Here is a 20,140-nt window from a genome sequence, read left to right on the forward strand (position 1 = left end):
TAGAGTGTCCCCGAACCAGTTAGTGTTCCGGCTCCTCCGCGGGAGCGACCATGTCGTCGATGCGGAGAATGAGGATGTTGCTCGTGTCGTCCTTCCCGTCGACGGTTCCCTCGACGACGAGTTTCGATAGCGGCGTCGGGCCGACGGTGACGTTGTCGCCCTCGTGGAAGTCACGGACCGAGCCCTGGAGGTGGATCTCCGCGCGGCAGAGCTCCGGGTGGTGGACGCTCGAGAGGTCGATCTCCTCGACGTTGGCGTTCTCGACGCGCTCGCCCTCGTGGAACAGCGGGACCGTCGCGGGTTCGTCCATCTCTTGGACGTCGAGCGCCTCGTAGGCGTTCGCCGTCGGCTTGTAACCGCCCTTCGGACCCGGGACGCCCTCGACCAACTGCAGCGCCTTCAGGCTCTGCATCTGGTTGCGAATCGTCCCCGGATTGCGGTTCACCTCCGCGGCGATATCTTCGCCTTTCACTGCGTCCTCGGCCTGACGGTAGAGGTTTATCAGGGCCGTGAGTATCTGTTTCTGGCTCGGGGTGAGCTCGATAGACGACATAAACGAACGTTCGTAATTGATGTTCTTAAATTCGACGGATAACCGGTTTTTTGGTGATTATTATGGCGATGCTGTTGACTCGGTGACTGTCTCTTCAGAGAATGTCTGTTCGGTGACGTTCGACGCCTCAGTCCAACCTGAAACGTTCTGTTTCGCCTTAACGTATCGGTAGGCCTTTACCGCCACCTCTGGCCGTACACGTATGCAGAATCAGCGAGTTCTCGTCACCGGCGGGGCCGGATTCATCGGGTCGAACCTCGCGAACCACCTCGCCGTCGACAACGACGTGGTGGCCGTCGACGACCTCTATCTCGGAACCCCCGAGAACCTCACCGACGCGGTCGAGTTCGTCGAGGGGAGCGTCCTCGACGACGACCTGCCCACCGACGTCGACGTGGTGTTTCACCTCGCGGCGCTCTCGTCGTACGCGATGCACGAGGAGAACCCGCGTCGCGGCGCGCGCGTCAACGTCGAAGGGTTCGTCAACACCGTCGACCAGGCTCGACAGGACGGCTGTGACACCGTCGTCTACGCCTCTACGTCCTCCATCTACGGCAGTCGAACCGAACCGTCGCCCGAGTCGATGGCCGTCGAGGCGCGAACCGGCTACGAGGCGTCGAAACTCGCCCGCGAACGCTACGCGGAGTACTTCCACAACCACTACGAGCTGTCGCTCGCGGGGATGCGCTTCTTCTCTGTGTATCAGGGCTTCGGCGGCGCGGAGGAACACAAGGGCCGGTACGCCAACACCGTCGCGCAGTTCGCACACAAAATCGCTAACGGCGAGCGGCCCGAACTGTTCGGCGACGGCTCGCAGACACGCGACTTCACCCACGTCGACGACATCGTCCGGGGACTCGAACTCGCCGCCGACCACCGGCTGCAGGGCACCTACAACCTCGGAACCGGCGAGAGCTACGACTTCAACGAGATGGTGGCGATGATAAACGAGGTGCTCGGCACCGACGTCGAACCGGAGTACGTCGAGAACCCCCTCGACGTCTACGTCCACGACACGATGGCCGACGCCTCGAAGATGCGCGAGGAGACGGGGTGGGAGCCGACAATCGGCTTCGAGGAGGGCGTTCGCCGCGTCTGCGAACCGTACCTCGGCGACTAAGCGGGTACGGGTCTCGGTCCGCGAACCGACTGACTCGACTGCCCGGCCTGTTGCCCCTCGCGGAACTCGACGGAGACGGCGACGTCACGCCCGGTCTCCTGTCGAATCCGCTCGCGGAGCGTCTCCGCGAGATTCGGATACGACTCGTCTGCCGGCCGCAGCACGACGACGGTCACCTCCGGCGTCTGTCCGAAGTGGCGTGCCATCCCGACCTCCGTCTGCATCGACGTGAGTTCGAGTTCGTCGTACTGGTCGTCTTCCAGCACCTGCTCGACGGCGGTGTTCACGTCGTTGTCGAACCCGATCTGACCGACGAGCAGGCCGCCGGCGCCGACGAAGATACCCCCGAGCAGTAGCAGTGCGACCACCGCCCCGAGATACTGCGGGCGGTCGTCCGTCTCGGCGGAGTCACCGTTGTTGACCTCGCGGGTGTTCTCGGTCCACGAGTCGGGTCGGTAGCCGAGATACCAGAGCACGAGAAACGCCGAGACGTTGACCGCCACGGCGTTCGCGACGAGCAGCACGCCCGCGCCGAGGTAGACGCTCGGCAGGCCCCACGCCAACCCAATGCCGACGGCCGCCGCCGCCGGAATGAGCGCCGCGGCTATCATGACGCCGACGAGCGAGACGGGCAGTGCCGTCGCGAGGCCGAACGCCCCGGCGGCCCCCGCACAGAGACCGACGAGCAGCGAGAGCAGTCCGGGAGAGATTCGCTTGCTTATCTGGCTGACCGTCGAGACGTCGAGGACGGACGTGACTATCTGACCGGACTGCAGGAGCAGTCCGAGCGCGAACGCACCGAGAATCGCCGCGCCGAAGCCGAAGAACTGCTGTGCGAACCCGATACGAATCATCCGGCGGTCGTTCAGCGAGATGCCGACGCCGGCGATGAGCGCGGAGCCGACCTGCGGCGCGATGACCATGGCGCCGACGACGACGGCGGGCGAATCCAGAAGCAGACCCGACGCCGCGACGATGGCGCTGAACATCGTCATCGAGTAGTACGTCAGCTTGCTCCGGTGCATGTCGAGCGCCTTCGCGCGAATCTCCTCGCGCGCCACCGCGTCGTCCTCCTCGACGCCGGCGACGAACCGTTCTTCGAGTTCGTGGTAGTTGCGGGTTTTCGCCGTCTCGGCGCTGGCGATGACGGTGTACTCCCGGTCGTCGACGCCCGCGTCGCGGAGCTCGTCGATGACGTAGCCGACGGCCTGCGTCGGGAGCGGGAACTCGACGAGCACCGTGTCCTCGCGCTCCGTCGCGTTCTTCGTGACGACGAAGTCGATGTTCTCTGTCTCCAAAACGTCGACGACGTTCTGTTTGTTGGCCTCGTCGACGAGGAGTTTGATGAGCCGCATCTACTCCAAGAACACGCCTTCTCGCCTTGAGCGTGGCGGACAGTCGCATACGACGAAACGTTGTGTTCACGTCACTGTCGGGTCCGCAGGGGGAATCGGAACCACTACCCGCTCGGTCACGAACGTTCGGATATGACCCGAACGGTCCGAATCATCGGAGCACCGACCGACTACGGGGCGAACCGACGCGGCGTCGACATGGGGCCGTCGGCGATTCGCTACGCCGGTCTCGCCGAGCAACTGGAGAACGCGGGCGTCGTCCCCGAGGACGCGGGCGACCTGCCGGTTCCGCGCGCCGAGGAGCGCGACCCGGAAGTCGACCAACCGTCGCAGGGACACGCGAAGTTCCTCCGCGAGACCGAGGAGGTCTCGACTCGCCTCGCAGACGATGTCGCCGACGCCCTCGCCGACGGCGTGACGCCGCTGGTGCTCGGCGGCGACCACTCCGTCGCCATCGGGTCGCTCGTCGGCTCCGCGCGCGACGCCGACATCGGGGCCATCTGGTTCGACGCCCACGGCGACCTGAACACGCCGACGACGACGCCCAGCGGTAACGTCCACGGGATGCCGCTGGCGGCCGGTCTCGGCATCGCCGACTTCGGCGGCGTCGAGTGGGCGAACGCGCCGGGGCTCGACCCCGAGAACGTCGCCCTCGTCGGCCTCCGCAGCCTCGACGACGCCGAACGCGAACTCATCCGCACCACCGACCTCACGGCGTTCACCATGTCCGACATCGACGAGCGCGGCATCACCGACGTCGTCGACGACGCGCTCGACGTGGTCACCGACGGCACCGACGGCGTCCACGTCAGCCTCGACTTGGACTGGCTCGACCCCAAGGAGGCCCCCGGCGTCGGCACGCCCGTCCGCGGCGGCGTCAGCTACCGCGAAGCGCACTCGGCGCTGGAGACGGTCGCTCGGTCGGAGGCGATGCGCTCGCTCGAAGTCGTCGAGGTGAACCCCATCCTCGACGAACACAACGAGACGGCCGAGTTGGCGACGGAACTGGCCGCGAGCGCGCTCGGAAAGACGATTCTCTGACGACACAGCGTCACTCACCCTGAATACACAGACACCCCGTTTTTGCGGCTCTCCGTCGCTACTTTTCACGTGCGCCACGTCCACATCTTCGTCCCCGCCGAGGAGCGCCCGGCGGTCGAAGAGACGCTCTCGGAACTCGACGTCGACTACGCCGTCACGAGCGACGGCAGCGGTACCGAGGCGAAGGTTCTCTTCCAGTTTCCCGTCCCCGTCGACGGGGTTCGAGAGGTGCTCGAAGACCTTCACGACGCCGGGGTAGAGGAGGGGACCTACACCGTCGTCGGCAGCGCCGAGGCGGTGTTGACGCCGAACGTCGACCGGCTTCAGAAGCGGTACGCGCAGGACTTCACCCCGTTGGCGGAGTTCGAACTCCAGTCGAAAGCCGAGTCGTTGAGCCGCGACGACTACTCCTACGTCTGGATGCTGTTTCTCAGCGCCATCATCGCCACGGCGGGGTTGCTCATCGACTCGCCGGCCATCGTCGTCGGGTCGATGGTCATCGCGCCCATCATGGGGCCGATACTCACCGCGACGGTCGGCGCGACGACGAGAAACTGGGAGATGTGCGTCGCCGGCGTCCGCCAGCAGGTTCTCGGCCTCGGCGTCGCCGTCGTCGGCGCGACGGTCACCGCGTTCGCGCTGAAGGAACTCTCGCTCGTCTCGTCGACGCTCGCCCCCGCGAGCATCGAACTCGTCAGCCTCCGCCTCGCCCCCAGTTCGGTCGCCATCCTCGTCGGCGTCGCCGCCGGGGCCGCGGCGACGTTCGGCGTCACGACGAAGGGGCCGCTGTCGCTCATCGGCGTGATGGTCGCGGCGGCGCTCATCCCCGCGGCGGGCGTCACCGGCATCGGCGTCGCGTGGGGTGCGCCGCTGCTCGTGCTCGGGACGCTGTTGCTTCTGGCCGCGACGGTGCTCGCTATCGACGTCGCGATGATCGCCACGCTGTCGTTCTTGGGGTACCGCTCCAGCGTCGATAGCCTCCGCGGCTACCTGCAAAACGACGCCGTCAACGTGCCCGCCGTCGCGCTCGCGGCGCTGGTTCTCCTCGCGGGAGTGGGCGTCGTCACGGTCGGGACGGTCCAGCAGGTGAACTACCAGCGGACGGTGAACCAGCAGGTCGAAGAGGTGCTCGGGCAGCAGCGGTACAGCGACCTGCAGGCGACGAGCGTCAGCGTCCAGTACGCCTACCCGGTCGGCTTCGCGGAGCGAGAGACGGTGACCGTCACGGTCACGCGGACGACCGACCGGTCGTACTCGTCGCTTCCGAGCGAGATACAGCGGGAGATACGCGCCGAGACGGGACAGAACCCCGTCGTCCGCGTCCGGTTCGTCGACTACTCGCAGACGAACTACTCGTCGTCGGCGTCGGCGGTCGGCGTCTCTTCGGATTCGATATCTGACTCCGCCTCTTCGCCGACGCTCGCGGCCGGAATCACGTCGACGGCGGCGACGTAGTCGCCGTCGTCTAAGTCCATCACGATGACCCCCATCGTGTTGCGACCGTACTTCGAGATGTCGTCGACGCGGGTGCGCATTATCTGGCCGTCCTCGCTCATCACGAGCAGGTGGTCGCCGGAGGCGACGGCGTCGATGGCACAGACCGTCCCGTTGCGGTCGTTGGTTTTGATGTCGATGAGACCCTTGCCGTTTCGGGACTGTTTTCGATAGTCTTCGAGGTCGCTGCGTTTCCCGTAGCCGTTCTGCGTCACCGTGAGCAACCAGTCGTGCTGGCCGGGGTCGACCGCAGCGACGCCAGCCACCACGTCGCCGTCGGTGAGGCGGATGCCGCGGACGCCGCGGGCGCTGCGACCCATCGCGCGGACTTCGTCCTCGTCGAATCGGATGCTCATGCCGCCCTCGGTGGCGACGACGAGGTCGCGGTCGCCGTCTGTCACCTCGACGTCGACGAGTTCGTCGCCGTCTTCGAGGCGGATGGCGCGGATACCCGTCGAGAGGATGTTGGCGAAGTCGTCGACGGCGGTCCGCTTGGCGTAGCCGTCGCGGGTGACCATCGTGAGGAACTCGTCGTCGTCCATCTCGTCGGTGTTGACGACGGCCGTTATCTCCTCGTCGGCGTCGAGGTCGAGCAGATTGACCGCGGATTTCCCGCGGGCGGTCCGACCCATCTCCGGTATCTGGTACGTTTTCAGTTGGTAGACCTGCCCGTGGGTGGTGAAGACCAACAGGTAGTCGTGGGTGTTGGCGAAGAAAACGGAGGAGACGCGGTCGCCCTCCTTCAGGTCGGTCCCGATGATACCCTTCCCGCCGCGGCCCTGCGCGCGGAAGTCGGCGGCGGGCATCCGCTTGATGTAGTCGTCCTCGGTGACGACGACGACCATGTCCTCCTGGGGGATGAGGTCCTCGCGGGTGACCGTCCCGGTGTCTTCGATGAAACTCGTCCGGCGCTCGTCGCCGTACTCCTCCTTCACGTCGCGGAGTTCGTCTTTGATGACGCCGAGCAGTTCGGACTCGTTTTCGAGAATCTCGTTGAGACGCTCGATGGTCGCCTGCACCTCCTCGTACTCGTCTTCGATGGCCTCGGCCTCCATCGAGGTCAGCGAACCGAGCTGCATCGCGACGATGTGGTCGACCTGCGCCTCCGAGAAGTCGTACTCCGCTATCAGCGCCTCCTTCGCGTCGTCGCGGTTCTCGGAGTCGCGGATGAGGTCGACCACGTCGTCGACGTTCTCGAGCGCGGTCAACCGACCCTCGAGGATGTGCGCGCGGTCTTCGGCCTCCTCGAGGTCGTACTCGCTGCGGCGGCGCACGACCTCGCGGCGGTGGTCGACGTACTCCTCCAGCGTCTCCTTGAGGGTGAGCACGCGGGGTTCGCCGTCGACGAGCGCGAGGTTGATGACGCCGAACGTCGATTCGAGGTGGTGTTCGAGCAACTGGTTCTTCACAACCTCGGGCATGGCGTCGCGCTTCAGTTCGACGACGATGCGGATACCGTCGCGGTCGGACTCGTCGCGCAGGTCGCGGACGCCCTCTATCTTGCCCTCGTTGACGTTGTCGGCGATGCGCTCGACGAGTCGCGCCTTGTTCTCCTGGAACGGGAGTTCGGTGATGACGATGCGCTCGTCGTCTTCGACCTCGTACTCCGCGCGGACGCGGATGCGACCGCGGCCGGTTTTGTACGCCTGGTGGACGGCGTTGCGGCCGACGATGTTGGCGCCCGTCGGGAAGTCCGGCCCCTTGACGAACTCCATCAGGTCCTCGATGGTGCAGTCGGGGTTGTCGATGAGGTGAATCGTCGCGTCGATGACCTCCGCGAGGTTGTGCGGCGGGATGTTCGTCGACATCCCGACAGCAATCCCGGAAGAGCCGTTCACGAGGAGGTTCGGGAACGATGCGGGGAGCACGTCCGGCTCCTGCAGGCGGTCGTCGTAGTTCGCGCGGTAGTCGACGGTGTCCTTCTCGATGTCCGAGAGCAGTTCCTCGGCGATGGCGGACATGCGCGCCTCCGTGTACCGCATCGCCGCCGGCGGGTCGCCGTCGACGGAACCGAAGTTGCCCTGGCCGTCGACGAGCGGGTAGCGCATGGAGAAATCCTGCGCCATCCGGGCGAGCGCGTCGTAGATGGCGGAGTCGCCGTGCGGGTGGTAATCACCCATCGTCTCGCCGACGATAGAGGAGCTCTTTCGGTGCGAGGAGCGCGCGGTGACGCCCGCCTCGTGCATCGCGTAGAGGATGCGGCGGTGGACGGGTTTGAGGCCGTCGCGGACGTCCGGGAGGGCGCGGCCCGCGATGACCGACATCGCGTAGTCGATGTACGACTGCTCCATCTCGTCTTCGATTCGTGCGGTCTTGACGCGCGCGGCCTCCGCGTTCGCGTCCGGGTCGGGGAGTTCTGAACTCATGTATCAGATTAGATGTCCACCCACTCTGCGTCGGTGGCGTGGTCTTTGATGAACTGTTTTCGCGGTTCGACGGCGTCGCCCATCAGCACGTTGAACATGCGGTCGGCCTGGGCGGCGTCCTCGATGGTTATCTGTTTGAGGATGCGGTTCTCGGGCTCCATCGTCGTCTCCCACAGCTGCTCGGGGTTCATCTCGCCGAGCCCCTTGAACCGCTGGATGCGCGTCGGGTTGCCGTTGCACTTCTCTTCGACGATGCGCTCGCGCTCTTCCTCCGTCATCGCGTCGTACGTCTCGCCGCGGTAGCGGATGCGGTACAGCGGCGGTTGCGCCGCGTACACGTAGCCGGCCTCCAGAAGCGGCTTCATGTGACGGTACAGAAGCGTGAGGAGCAAAGTACGGATGTGCGCGCCGTCGACGTCGGCGTCGGTCATCAGGATGATCTTGTGGTAGCGGGCGTTCTCGATGTCGAACTCCTCGCCGATGCCCGCGCCGATGGCGGTGATGAGCGCACGCACCTCGTTGTTCTCCAGAATCCGGTCGAGACGGTGCTTCTCGACGTTGAGAATCTTCCCGCGGAGCGGGAGGATAGCCTGATTGTGCCGGTCGCGGCCCTGTTTGGCGCTCCCGCCGGCGGAGTCACCCTCGACGATGAACAGTTCGGACTCCGCGGGGTCGCGGGTCTGACAGTCGGCGAGTTTGCCGGGCAGCGCCGTCGATTCGAGCGCGCTCTTGCGGCGCGTCAGCTCTTCGGCCTTCTTCGCGGCTTTCCGGGCTTTGGCGGCCTCGGCGGCCTTGCGGATTATCGCCTGCGCCGTTCCCGGGTTCTCCTCGAAGTACGTCGAGAGGCGTTTGTGCGTCGCGCTCTCGACGATTCCTCGGACCTCGGAGTTGCCGAGCTTCGTCTTCGTCTGCCCCTCGAACTGCGGGTCGGGGTGTTTGACGGAGATGACCGCGGTGAGTCCCTCGCGGACGTCCTCGCCGCGGAGGTTGTCGTCCAGGTCGTCGATGAGTCCCTGCTTGCTCGCGTAGTCGTTGACGACGCGGGTGAGCGCCGTCTTGAACCCGGTGAGGTGGGTACCGCCCTCGCGGGTGTTGATGTTGTTGGCGAAGGCGTGGATGGAGCCCTGCAGCTCGTCGGTCGCCTGCATGGCGACTTCGACCTGGATGTTCTGGTCCTCGTCTTCGAAGTAGACGACGTCGTCGTGAAGTGCGGTCTTCGTCTCGTTGAGGTACTCGACGAACTCGCGGATGCCGCCGTCGTAGTAGAACGTCTCCGAGTCGTCGGAGCGCTCGTCGGTGAGCGTGATTTCGACGCCGGAGTTGAGGAAGGCGAGTTCGCGGAGACGGGTGGCGAGCGTCGAGAAGTCGAACTCCGTCGTCTCGAAGATGTCGGAGTCGGGCCAGAACTGGATGGTGGTTCCGGTGCTCTCGTCGGGGTCGAGGTCGCGGACGCGCTCGAACTCGCCTTGTTCGGGTTCGCCCCGGTCGAAGCGGTGCTTCCAGACGCCGCCGTCGCGCTTGATCTCGACCTCGAGCCAGTGAGAGAGCGCGTTGACGACGGAGACGCCGACGCCGTGGAGGCCGCCGGAGACCTGGTAGGATTTGTTGTCGAACTTCCCGCCGGCGTGGAGGACGGTCATGATGACCTCGACCGCCGGACGCTCGTACTGTTCGTGGGTGTCGACCGGGATACCCCGGCCGTTGTCGGAGACCGACACCGAGCCATCGTCGTGAATCGTCACCTCGATAGCGTCACAGTGGCCCGCGAGGGCTTCGTCGATGGAGTTGTCGACGACTTCGTAGACGAGATGGTGGAGTCCACGAACGTCTGTAGAACCGATGTACATCGCCGGACGTTTCCGGACGGCTTGCAGGCCCTCGAGGACCTGAATCTGCCCGGCGCCGTACTCGCTGTCTTGGGACATAGAATCTACCTCAGCTAAGATACCGGCCTCCTTAAAGCCCTCGCACGCGCGGGCGCGCGGACACCAAATAAACCACAGAGACGACGTTCGACGACCCGGCGTTCGGAGCGGACGGACGACGTTCGTCGCGTCCGAGCGCCGCTCGCTGTGACGATACCGAGATGACCTACGAATAGTTTTCGACTGTACGACCGACGAAACGACCCGACGCTCCGAGTCGCCTTTCGGCGGTCGCCCGTAACCGTCCGGAAGGTGGTTTCGGGCGTCGAACCCCCGGGGGAAGACCACCGACGACGCCACTCTTCGAATATCGTACTACTCGGTTGTGCGAGACACTTCGGAAGGCGAACCGTTCGGTGTGCGAACGGCTCTCACTCCGATTTTCACTTTCACCCTGGTCCCGAACAGGTTTTAACCGTCCCGTCGATAACTGGATTCACAGAATGACCTCGTTTCAGTCGACACTCGGCGACGAGGCGGGAATCGCCGACGAGCTGGCGCAGAACCAGCGGTCGATTTCCATCGCCGAGTTCTTCGAGAAGAACAAACACATGCTCGGCTTCGACAGCGGGGCCAGAGGGCTGGTCACCGCCGTCAAGGAGGCCGTCGACAACGCCCTCGACGCCACCGAAGAAGCCGGAATCGCCCCCGACATCTACGTCGAGATCGCCGAGGCGGGCGACTACTACCGCCTCGTCGTCGAGGACAACGGACCGGGCATCACCAAAGAGCAGGTGCCGAAAGTGTTCGGGAAACTACTGTACGGCTCTCGCTTTCACGCCCGCGAGCAGTCGCGCGGGCAGCAGGGTATCGGTATCTCCGCGGCCGTCCTCTACTCACAGTTGACGAGCGGGAAACCCGCCAAAATCACCTCCCGAACCCAGGGAAGCGCCGAGGCGCAGTACTTCGAACTCGTCGTCGACACCGACAAGAACGACCCCGAGATTCGCGAGTCGCGCGAGACCTCGTGGGACCGCCCGCACGGCACGCGCATCGAACTGGAGATGGAGGCGAACATGCGCGCGCGCCAGCAACTCCACGACTACATCAAGCACACGGCGGTCGTCAACCCCCACGCGCGCTTCGAGCTCCGCGAACCCGGCCTCGACGCGCCTCTCAAGTTCGAGCGCGCGACCGACCAGCTCCCCGCCAAAACCGAGGAGATTCGCCCGCACCCCCACGGCGTCGAACTCGGCACGTTGCTGAAGATGCTCGACTCGACGGACTCGTACTCGGTTTCGGGCTTCCTCCAGGAGGAGTTCACCCGCGTCGGACAGAAGACGGCGTCGAAGGTGCTCGACAACTTCCGCGACAACCACTTCGGCCGCGAGATGTCGTGGCCCGCCGTCGCCGACGCCGACGAACTCGAAGCCGAAATCGCCGACGCCGTCTCCGGGAAAGGTCCGGACGCGACGGCGAAGTTCGCCGGCGGCGTCGCCGACGTGCTGACCTCCCGCGAGCGGACGAGCCACTTCCAACTCGTCGACATCGTCGACAACGTCGCCGAGACGGTGCAGGAGGAGACCGGAAAGACGTTCGGCGAGACGGTTCGAGAGAACGCCGTCGGCGCCGCGTGGGCCGAACTGACCCGCCACGAGGAGACCGACGAGGGTACCGAGTCGGCGCTGGTTCCCTCGATACACGCCGCCGTCGACGAGGCGACGAGTACGCAGAAAGACGACGCGACGGTTCACGGCCTCGCAGAGCGCATCGCCCGGAAGTTCGCCGCGCTCGACGACGACAGACACCGCCTCTCGCGGAAGACGCTTCGAGCGCTCGTCGACGACGCCGCCGACGCCACCGTCGAGTACGACGACGCGACGTTCGGCGAGACGGCCCGCGAGAACGTCGTCGACGTGCTCTGGAACTCGATGCGGACGGTCCCCGACGACGCGCCGCCGGTGCGCGAGGTCGCAGACGACCGCGACGCCGCGAGCGACCTGCTCGAAGCGATGCGCGTCACCGACATCCTCGCGCCGCCGACGGAGTGTCTCTCGCCCATCACCGCCGAACTCGTCGAGGCCGGACTCCGGAAGGAGTACGACGCCGACTTCTACGCGGCGGCCACCCGCGACGCGGAGGTCCACGGCGGCGACCCGTTCATCGTCGAAGCCGGTATCGCCTACGGCGGCGAACTCGCCGCAGAGGGACGCGTCGACCTGCTCCGGTTCGCCAACCGCGTCCCGCTGGTCTACCAGCGCGGCGCGTGCGCCACGACGGACGTGGTCAAAGGCATCGGCTGGCGAAACTACGGGTTGGACCAACCCGGCGGCAGCGGGATGCCGAACGGCCCCGCGGTCATCATGGTCCACGTCGCCTCGACGAACGTCCCGTTCACGAGCGAGTCGAAGGACGCGCTGGCGAACATCCCGGCCATCGAAGACGAGATAGAGCTCGCCATCCGCGAGGCCGCCCGCGAACTGAAATCGTACCTGAAGAAACGGCGCTCGATGCAGCAGCGCCGCCAGAAGCAGAACGTCCTCGGGAAGATTCTCCCGGAGATGGCCGACAAGGTGTCGGAGGTGACGGGACGAGAGCGCCCGAACATCGACGGCGCGATGGCCCGCATCATGAACAACGTGAGCGTCGAACGCCGCGTCGACGGCGACGAAGTGACGCTCAGCGTCCGCAACTACTCGGATCGAAGCGAGGAGTTGGACATCACGGACATCGTCTCGGTCGAACCGCAGGGGCTCAACGGCGAGGCGAGCGTCGTCGACCTGGACGGCGAGTGGTTCGTCCAGTGGAAACCCGCGGTTCCGTCGGGCGAGACGGCGACGCTGACCTACACGGTCGGCGCGGATGCAACGTTCGACATCGACGTCGACGGTGTCGAGACGGAACGACTTACGGTGAACGCATAATATGAGTTCAGACACGGAGTTACAGGAGGAGAAAGCCCGCGAGCGTCTCATCGACCTCGCGGTGGAGTTCTACGACCAGTTCGCCGGCGGGCAGATTCCGGAGATGAAACTGCCCACCCGGACGAAGAGCAACATCGAGTACGACGAGGACAGCCACGTCTGGGTGTACGGCGACCGGACGAGCACCCGCAGCGCCAACAGCGTCCGCGGCGCGCGGAAACTGCTCAAAGCCGTCTACACCATCGACTTCCTCGCCCAGCAGTTGGAGGAGGACCGCTCGTCGACGCTGCGTGAGTTGTACTACCTCTCGGAGTCGTGGGACTCCGAGGAGGCCGGCTTCAACGACCAGGACGAGTCGAACCAGCTGGTCGAGGACCTCGAAATCGTCTCGAAAGTCACCCGCGAGGACTTCCACATGCGCCCCGAGGAGTCGGGCGCGACGCTGATGGGGCCGCTCCGCATCCGCGAGCAGACGCGGCGCGGAGAGCGCGAAATCCACTGTCAGGAGGACGTCGGCGAGGGCGGCTATCAGATCCCGAACAACCCCGACACCATCGAATTCCTCGACCACGACATCGAGTTCGTCCTCTGCGTGGAGACCGGCGGGATGCGCGACCGACTCGTCGAGAACGGCTTCGACGAGGACCACGGCGCGATGGTCGTCCACCTGAAGGGCCAACCCGCCCGCGCGACCCGCCGCATCACGAAGCGACTGCACGACGAACTCGACCTACCCGTCGTGGTGTTCACTGACGGCGACCCGTGGTCGTACCGCATCTACGGCTCCGTCGCCTACGGGTCTATCAAATCCGCGCACCTCTCTGAGTACCTCGCCACGCCCGAGGCGAAGTTCGTCGGCATCCAACCGCAGGACATCGTCGACTACGACCTGCCGACGGACCCGCTCAGCGACTCGGACATCAACGCGCTCGAAAGCGAGTTGGACGACCCGCGGTTCCAGACGGAGTACTGGACCGAACAGATAGAGCTCCAACTCGACATCGGCAAGAAGGCCGAACAGCAGGCGCTCGCGTCCCGGGGGCTGGACTTCGTCACCGACACCTACCTCCCCGAGCGACTCGGCGAGATGGGTATCCTGTAGGGACACGCGGCGGCCGGTCGCTTCACGGCGTCGCGTTCGACAGCGACACCGAACTCGTTTCCGGTGTCGGGAAACCGGCGACGCCGTACCGGTAGACGCTTCTACGGTTCCCGAAAAGAGTAGCTCGATGAGCGGAGACGCCGAACCGGACTCTCGCTCCGAGACCGTCGGAGTTACGTTGGTCGTCGTCTCCGCGTTCGGCTTCGGCACGCTGGCGGTTCTCGGGGAGTTCGCCTTCGACGCGGGGTTGAACATCTCGTCGGTGCTCGCGCTGCGCTTCGCGCTGGCGGCGGCTCTCGTCTGGACGCTCCTCGCCGCGCGTCGACGCCGGTCCGACGCGTCCGGGCGGCTACGACTCCGCGGACGACTCCTCGCCGTCGCGGTCGGACTCGGCCTCGTCGGATACACGGGACAGAGCGCGCTGTTCTTCTGGGGGCTCGAGTATCTCACCGCCGGCGTGACGACGCTCGTGCTCTACACGTACCCGGCGTTCGTGCTCGTGCTCTCGGCGCTGTTTCTCGGCGAACCGCTGACGCGACGGCGACTCGTCGCCCTCCCGCTCGTCCTCGGCGGGGTAGCGCTCGTCGCGGGCGTCGACCCCGCCGGCGTCGCCCCCTTCGGGGTCGCCATCGTCCTCGGGTCGGCGCTCGTCTACTCGGGCTACATCGTCGTCAGCCGGGTCGCGCTCGCGGACACCGACGGTCTCCTGCTCGCGGGGTACGTCCTCCCGGCGGCCGCGGTTTCGTTCTTCGTCTACGGGACCGCCACCGGCTCGCTGGCGTTGCCGGCGACGACCACCGCCTGGTCGACGGTCCTCGGTATCGCCGTGCTGTCGACGGTGGTCCCCGTCGTGACGTTCTTCGGCGGTATCCGGCGAATCGGTGCGTCGCGGGCCGGTCTCGTCAGTACGGTCGAGCCGATAGTCGCCGTCGTCCTCGGCGTACTGCTGCTCGACGAACCGTTCCCGCCGGCGGCGTTCGTCGGCGGCGCGCTCGTCCTCGTCGGCGTCTGGCTCATCCACGCGGAGTCTTGACGGCTCTCAGGCTGTCTCGCGGAGTTCGCTCGGTTCTCGCTCGACGGCCGACGCGCCCACGTCCTCCTCGGCCGCACAGCGACGACAGTAGCTGTTCGACCCCTCCTCGTGCGTCTTCACCGGAACCCCGGCGAGGTACGTCTTCTCGGCGAACGTTCGCTTCACGCCGCCGCGGGCGCGCTCGCCGCAGACGACGCAGCGCTCGCGCTCGCCGGCGGCTTCGGTGTCGACGCTCCGGTTTCGGCCGAACGTCGTCAACGACTGCTCCCTGTCGAGTCGCTTTCGGACCGGCGGCAGCAGCCCCAGTCCCGCAGTCAGGAGCAGCAGTCCGACGAGCAGATCTCCGACGCCGAGGACGCCTATCGAAAACACGGCGAGCGACACGAACACGAGCAGAATACCGGCGACGAAGCCGCCCGCCGTCGCGAGGTCGACGCCGAACTTCGAGCGACTCTCCGACCGACCGTCGACCCACCGCTCGGTGCCGTCGGCTCTCAGTTCCGCCCGCGACGCGCCGGGCGAGTAGCGGTACCACGCGTAGACGGCGTTGCCCACACCGCCGGTAACGAGGAACAACAGGACGTGGACCGGAATCGACCCGAACCCGCGCTTCCTGACGACGACCCTGTCGCCGTAGTCCTGTTCTATCTCCCAGCCGTGGACGGTGTACTCGCGGACTCGCCGGCGGAACGGGGAGAGCGTCGCGCTCGCGGCCGACTCGGTGGAGGACGAGACGGCCGTTCCGCACCGCGAACAGAACGACGCCCCCGCCGCGAGGCGGGCACCGCAGTCCGCACAGAAGTTCGGTGTCTCCGATTCGGGGACCATGTTCGAAAATCGACACGCACGCGACAAGTAATTTACGTGACCCGGAACTCGGGCGGTTACGCAGTCCGGAACTCGCGCGGTTACGCGACTCGGAACTCGGGCGACTCGACTCGTCGCTCAGTCGAGTTGCGCCACCGCTTCGCTTCGGTCGCGCAGGAATCGCCGTATCGTCGCGTCGGCGGTCGCCCGCCGCTCTTCGAGCGCGCCGTGTCCGACGCCGCCGAGCAGTGCGAGTCGACCGTCGGGAATCCCCGCGGCCGTCTCGCGCAGAATCTCCTCGGTGAAGAAGTGGTCGTGCGCGCCGCCGATGACGAGCGTCGGCGCGTCGACGTCGACGAGTCGCCGCCGCGTATCGTGTTCGAGACACGCACGACAGGAGACGGAGACGTCCGAGCCGACGAGAGGGTCCGGAACCGACGCGTCGCCGACCAGCCGGAGCAGTGGCGGGTAGACCAACGAGCGATAGCCGCCGTACGTCACGGCGACGCTGTCGAGGAGAATCTCGCGCCAGTCGCCCCGCTCGGCCCAGGAGGACCACCGCCCGAGCGTGTCGGCACCGCGTTGGCCGACGTAACAGCCGCTGACGCCGAGGACGAGACGCCGAGTCAACTCGGGGTAGTCGGCGGCGAAGTGCTGGGCGACCAGCCCTCCCATCGAGAGACCGAGAATCGACGCCGATCCGATATCGGCCACCACCTCCGCGTAGTCGGCGGCCATGTCGCGGGTCGTGTGCCCGGCGGGCATCCCCCGCGGACGGCTGACGACCCAGACGGTGTACTCGTCGGTGTAGCGACGGTAGGCGTAGTTCGCGAGCAGTTCGGCGACTAAGCGGGATGGCTCTCTCCCCGAGAGAGGGTCGCTCAGACCCGGAAAGACGACGAGTCGGCGCGGGCCGTTACCGACCCGGTGGTAGGGGTGTCGCCCGTCGAGATGGCCGTAGTCGATGCGATTGCGCACGGGCGTTCACCGCTCGTCCAGCACGACGGGGACGCCCCGCGACGCGACGTCGGCGGCGAACGCGCGCGAGTCGGTCTCCAAGTCCTCGAACGTGTCGTAGTGGATGGGAAGGACGAGGTCGGGGTCGAGCGTCTCCGCGAGGTCGGCGGCCTCCCCGCGGTCCATCGTGAACGCGCCGCCGATGGGCGGCAGGAACAGCGACACCTCCAGTTGCTCGTGACCCTCCAGCGCGTCGGAGTCGCCCGGCCAGAAGACGGTCCGGCCGCCCACCGCGAGGAGGTAGCCGACGCCGAACCCTTCCGGGTGGTAGGGTTCGCCGTCCTCGCGGGTGTGGGGGCCGCCCGGTTCGTTGTACGCCGGGAGCGTCCACACGTCCGCGCCGTCGACCGAGAAGCGGTCCTCCTGACCGAGCGTCACCACCTCGTAGTCGAGTCGGTCGAGCGGCGTCACGTCGCGGTCCGTATCGCCGGCGTCGATACCGCCGTAAGCGACGACCGTCGCGTCCTCCTTCGCTACGCGTTCGATGGCGTCGGGGTCGTAGTGGTGAACGTGCGTGACGCAGACCAGATCACCGTCTCCGGCGTCGTAGCCGTCGAGGACGCCGTAGCGACCGGGGTCGAGGTAGGCGACGAACCCCTCGGGCGTCTCGATTCTGACCGTCGCGTACCCGAACCAATCGACGGAGAGACCGTCGTGTCGAATCGTCATACAGAGTGAGTCGAACCGCGCCGGGATAAATCTCGCACGTCTTCGCAGACGCTGTGAGTCGCTCGCCGACTCTCGTCGCGGCGCTGCGGTCACTGCGTCTCGGCGAGTCGTTCGACCCGCGCGAGCGCGTCGGCGTCTTCGGGCGATTTATCCTCCCGCACCGAGAGGAATCGCGGGAACCGCAGCGCGTACCCCGACGAGTACGTCGGCGACCGCTGTATCTCCTCGTAGCCGACCTCGAACACCGTCGAGGGTCGAAGCTCCACCTCGCGGCCGTCCTGGGAGACGATTTCGGGTTCGAGGCGTTCGGTCAACTCGGCGAGTTGCTCGTCGGTGATGCCGGTGGCGACCTTCCCGAGCGTGCGGTACCGGCCGTTTTCGTCGCGCGCCGACAGCAGAAACGTCCCCAAAAACTGCGCGCGCCGACCCTCGCCCCACTCCGCGCCCGTGACGACGAGGTCGAGCGTCTCCACGTCCGGTTTGCGTTTCAGCCAGTGTCTCCCGCGGTTGCCCGGCGAGTACGTCGACTCGGGGTCTTTCAACATGATGCCTTCGTGACCCGCGTCGAGCGCGTCGGCCTCGAAGGCGGCTATCTCGTCGGCGTCGGCCGAGCGAAGCAGTGTCGAGACAGCCGCGTCGTCGTCGACGACGTCGGCGAGACGGTCGTGACGCGTCACGAGCGGTTCTTCGAGCAAGTCGTCGCCGTCGGCGTGCAGACAGTCGAAGGCGTGCAACCTGAGCGTCACCTCCTCGCGCATCCGCGCGACGTCGTGTTTGCGACGGAACCGCCGCAGGACCTCCTGGAAGGGCAGCGGGTCGCCCTCGTCGTCGACGGCGACGACTTCACCGTCGAGAATCGCGGGCGCGTCGACGGCGCGTTCGACGAACTCGACAATCTCGGGGAGGGCATCCGTCACGTCCTCCATGTTGCGGGAGAACAGCGACACCGCAGCCGACTCGGCGTCGTTCTCGTTACCGGCGTCGTTCTCGTCGCCGGTGTCGTTGTCGCCATCACTGTCGCCGTCGTCGCCAGCGTCGTCGGCCCGGCGGTGAATCTGGACCCGCGCGCCGTCGTACTTCGTCTCGACGACGGCGTCTTCCCACTCGTCGAGAGCGTCGGTGACGGTACCGGCCTGCGCGAGCATCGCTTGCACCGGTCGGCCGACTTCCAGACCCACCTCGTTCAGGCCGTCGACGCCGTCGTCGCGGGCGATTTCGGCGACGTGACCGTAGTCGTTCGACACCTGGAGCGCACGTTCGACGCTCTCGGTGGGCACCTCGAACGCTTCCGAGATCGCGTCTCGAACCGCCCCTTCGCCGACGCCGATGCGCATCTCCGAGAGGACGATTCGCGCGAGATAGCGCGCCTCCTCCGGGCTCGTGCGGTTGAACAGGCCGAACAGGGTGTCGACCTTCCGGTCTTGGCTCCCCGACCCCGTCGCCGCCGCGAGCGCTCGGAGCGTCTCGTCTACTTCGGCGACGGTCAGGTCGGCCGCTCCCCCGGTCCCGAACGCGGCGAGACCCCGTTGGCCGCCGAACTCGTAACTGGCGGCGACGGCACCGATTTCGCCGGTCTCGGCGAGTTTCGACTCCACGTCCGAAGCGTCTACGTTCCGGCCGGCGGCGCGCGCGATAGCCTCGTAACAGAGACTCGGACCGATGTCGAGCGTCGCCGACCGCCACGCGGGAAAGACGCGCCCCTGGACGAACCGCGCGACGACCGGAAGCTCCGGCCCGGCCTCCAGAAACGTCTCCGCCAACAGCGAGACGATTTCGAGGTCCGCCGACTCCGCCTCGATAGCCGCCGCCCGGTCTGCGAACGCCGCGAACTCCATCGCAGGGCGGTACTCGCGTCCTCGGTTTAACTGCCTCGCCTCGGCGGCGACGCGGTCGATTGAGGGGTTCGTATAAACTAGATAAACTTTACTCCGGGAGAGAGAGTGGGAGCGTTCTTATGTGGAACGCTCTTTATCACCCGTATGCATCGGAGGCGGTTCCTGGCGCTCGCGAGCGGTGCACTCGTTGGCCTCGGGGGCTGTACGTCGAGCGATACGCGACCCGTCGACACGACGTCCGAACCGACGGAGACCGAAAACGGCGTCATCGACCGGCTCGCGGGTAACGACAGCGGCGGCAGTACCGACGAGGATTCCCCCGACATCGTAGTCACCTCCCACGAACTCGTCACCACCGACGACACCTACCGTCAGTCGGCGGCCGTCCTCGCGCTGATGGAGAACGTCGGACCGACGCCTTCCGGGGGCATCCGCGTGACCGCGCGCTTCTTCGACGAGGACGACAACCCGCTCGACGTCGCCACCGAGTACCTCATCGGTCTCAACCCCGGCGAGACGTGGAAGGCGTACATCCCGTACTACGACGACGGGGTGAACGTCGCATCGCACGACCTCGAAGCGGCGTTCCAGGTCGAACCGCTCCCGCGCGTTCCGGAGGGAATCGAACTCCTCGACAGCCAACTCGACACCGAGGACTCCGAGGCCGTCAAGGCCGAACTCACCGGGAGACTCCGCAACGTCGGCGAGGAACCGTTCGAGTACCTCAAAGCCGAGGCGAAGTTCTACGCCGACGAGACGACGGTCCTCACCTCGAACTACGCGAGCACGACCAACCTCGAAACCGAAGACGAGTGGTCCTTCACGGTCACTTACCTCCCGTACGACGAAGAGTGGGCCAGCCCGATCACCGACTACGAGTTACACGTCGTCGATAGCCCCTACTGACCGACCGAGCGCGGGCCGACTCGGCCGAGGCCGTCGCACTTTTAGACGCCCCT

15 protein-coding genes are annotated in these 20,140 nt (G+C 66.3%); 7 read left to right on the forward strand and 8 right to left on the reverse strand.

Annotated elements, in window-relative coordinates:
- Positions 1-19: 19 nt before the first annotated feature.
- Positions 20-553 carry an Rrf2 family transcriptional regulator gene (locus DV709_RS00835; RefSeq protein ID WP_117591091.1) on the reverse strand — a complete coding sequence of 178 codons (534 nt, stop codon included), beginning with the start codon at positions 551-553 and terminating at the stop codon, positions 20-22.
- Positions 554-755: 202 nt separating this feature from the next.
- Here DV709_RS00835 and DV709_RS00840 point away from each other — a divergent pair, with 202 nt between their 5' ends.
- Positions 756-1,673 carry an NAD-dependent epimerase/dehydratase family protein gene (locus DV709_RS00840; RefSeq protein ID WP_117591092.1) on the forward strand — a complete coding sequence of 306 codons (918 nt, stop codon included), beginning with the start codon at positions 756-758 and terminating at the stop codon, positions 1,671-1,673.
- On the opposite strand, the gene DV709_RS00845 is transcribed toward DV709_RS00840, so the two are convergent.
- Positions 1,670-3,028 carry a DUF389 domain-containing protein gene (locus DV709_RS00845; protein WP_117591093.1) on the reverse strand — a complete coding sequence of 453 codons (1,359 nt, stop codon included), beginning with the start codon at positions 3,026-3,028 and terminating at the stop codon, positions 1,670-1,672. The genes DV709_RS00840 and DV709_RS00845 overlap by 4 nt on opposite strands.
- Positions 3,029-3,160: 132 nt before the next feature.
- Here DV709_RS00845 and rocF point away from each other — a divergent pair, with 132 nt between their 5' ends.
- Both rocF and DV709_RS00855 read left to right on the forward strand, forming a co-directional pair.
- Positions 3,161-4,069: an arginase gene (gene rocF, locus DV709_RS00850; protein ID WP_117591094.1), complete on the forward strand. Its 909-nt coding sequence runs from the start codon at positions 3,161-3,163 to the stop codon at positions 4,067-4,069.
- A 69-nt stretch (positions 4,070-4,138) separates the two neighbouring features.
- Positions 4,139-5,524: a DUF389 domain-containing protein gene (locus DV709_RS00855; RefSeq protein ID WP_117591095.1), complete on the forward strand. Its 1,386-nt coding sequence runs from the start codon at positions 4,139-4,141 to the stop codon at positions 5,522-5,524.
- Here the strand turns inward: DV709_RS00855 and gyrA are convergent.
- Positions 5,419-7,929 (reverse strand): DNA gyrase subunit A, encoded by a 2,511-nt coding sequence (gene gyrA / locus DV709_RS00860; protein ID WP_117591096.1) that lies wholly within the window; start codon positions 7,927-7,929, stop codon positions 5,419-5,421. The two genes, DV709_RS00855 and gyrA, sit on opposite strands and share 106 nt — an antisense overlap.
- Positions 7,930-7,937: 8 nt before the next feature.
- Positions 7,938-9,854, reverse strand: a complete 1,917-nt coding sequence (gene gyrB / locus DV709_RS00865) for a DNA topoisomerase (ATP-hydrolyzing) subunit B (protein WP_117591097.1) — start codon at positions 9,852-9,854, stop codon at positions 7,938-7,940.
- Between the two features lie 443 nt (positions 9,855-10,297).
- Here gyrB and DV709_RS00870 point away from each other — a divergent pair, with 443 nt between their 5' ends.
- The 3 genes from DV709_RS00870 (at position 10,298) to DV709_RS00880 (ending at position 14,853) form a co-directional block, all read left to right on the forward strand.
- Positions 10,298-12,718, forward strand: a complete 2,421-nt coding sequence (locus DV709_RS00870; RefSeq protein ID WP_117591098.1) for a DNA topoisomerase VI subunit B — start codon at positions 10,298-10,300, stop codon at positions 12,716-12,718.
- A gap of 1 nt (position 12,719) precedes the next feature.
- Positions 12,720-13,820 (forward strand): DNA topoisomerase IV subunit A, encoded by a 1,101-nt coding sequence (locus DV709_RS00875; RefSeq protein ID WP_117591099.1) that lies wholly within the window; start codon positions 12,720-12,722, stop codon positions 13,818-13,820.
- Positions 13,821-13,947: 127 nt separating this feature from the next.
- Positions 13,948-14,853, forward strand: a complete 906-nt coding sequence (locus DV709_RS00880; protein WP_117591100.1) for a DMT family transporter — start codon at positions 13,948-13,950, stop codon at positions 14,851-14,853.
- Positions 14,854-14,859: 6 nt separating this feature from the next.
- Here DV709_RS00880 and DV709_RS00885 read toward each other — a convergent pair whose 3' ends face one another.
- The 4 genes from DV709_RS00885 to ligA all read right to left on the reverse strand — a co-directional run bounded on the left by DV709_RS00885 (position 14,860) and on the right by ligA (position 19,181).
- Positions 14,860-15,681, reverse strand: coding sequence for a zinc ribbon domain-containing protein (locus DV709_RS00885; RefSeq protein WP_117591101.1), 822 nt, complete (start codon positions 15,679-15,681; stop codon positions 14,860-14,862).
- 117 nt (positions 15,682-15,798) lie between these two features.
- Entirely contained in the window at positions 15,799-16,638 is an 840-nt protein-coding gene (locus tag DV709_RS00890) for an alpha/beta fold hydrolase (RefSeq protein ID WP_117591102.1), read from the reverse strand.
- A 6-nt stretch (positions 16,639-16,644) separates the two neighbouring features.
- Positions 16,645-17,346 (reverse strand): MBL fold metallo-hydrolase, encoded by a 702-nt coding sequence (locus DV709_RS00895; protein WP_117591103.1) that lies wholly within the window; start codon positions 17,344-17,346, stop codon positions 16,645-16,647.
- Positions 17,347-17,435: 89 nt separating this feature from the next.
- A complete protein-coding gene (gene ligA / locus DV709_RS00900) occupies positions 17,436-19,181 on the reverse strand; it encodes an ATP-dependent DNA ligase LigA (RefSeq protein ID WP_117591104.1) in 1,746 nt (581 codons plus the stop codon).
- 144 nt (positions 19,182-19,325) lie between these two features.
- Between ligA and DV709_RS00905 the strand changes: the two genes are divergently transcribed.
- Positions 19,326-20,087: an FxLYD domain-containing protein gene (locus tag DV709_RS00905; RefSeq protein WP_117591105.1), complete on the forward strand. Its 762-nt coding sequence runs from the start codon at positions 19,326-19,328 to the stop codon at positions 20,085-20,087.
- Positions 20,088-20,140 lie beyond the last annotated feature (53 nt).

Origin of the sequence: Haloprofundus halophilus (genome assembly GCF_003439925.1) — an archaeon.
GTDB lineage: Archaea > Halobacteriota > Halobacteria > Halobacteriales > Haloferacaceae > Haloprofundus > Haloprofundus halophilus.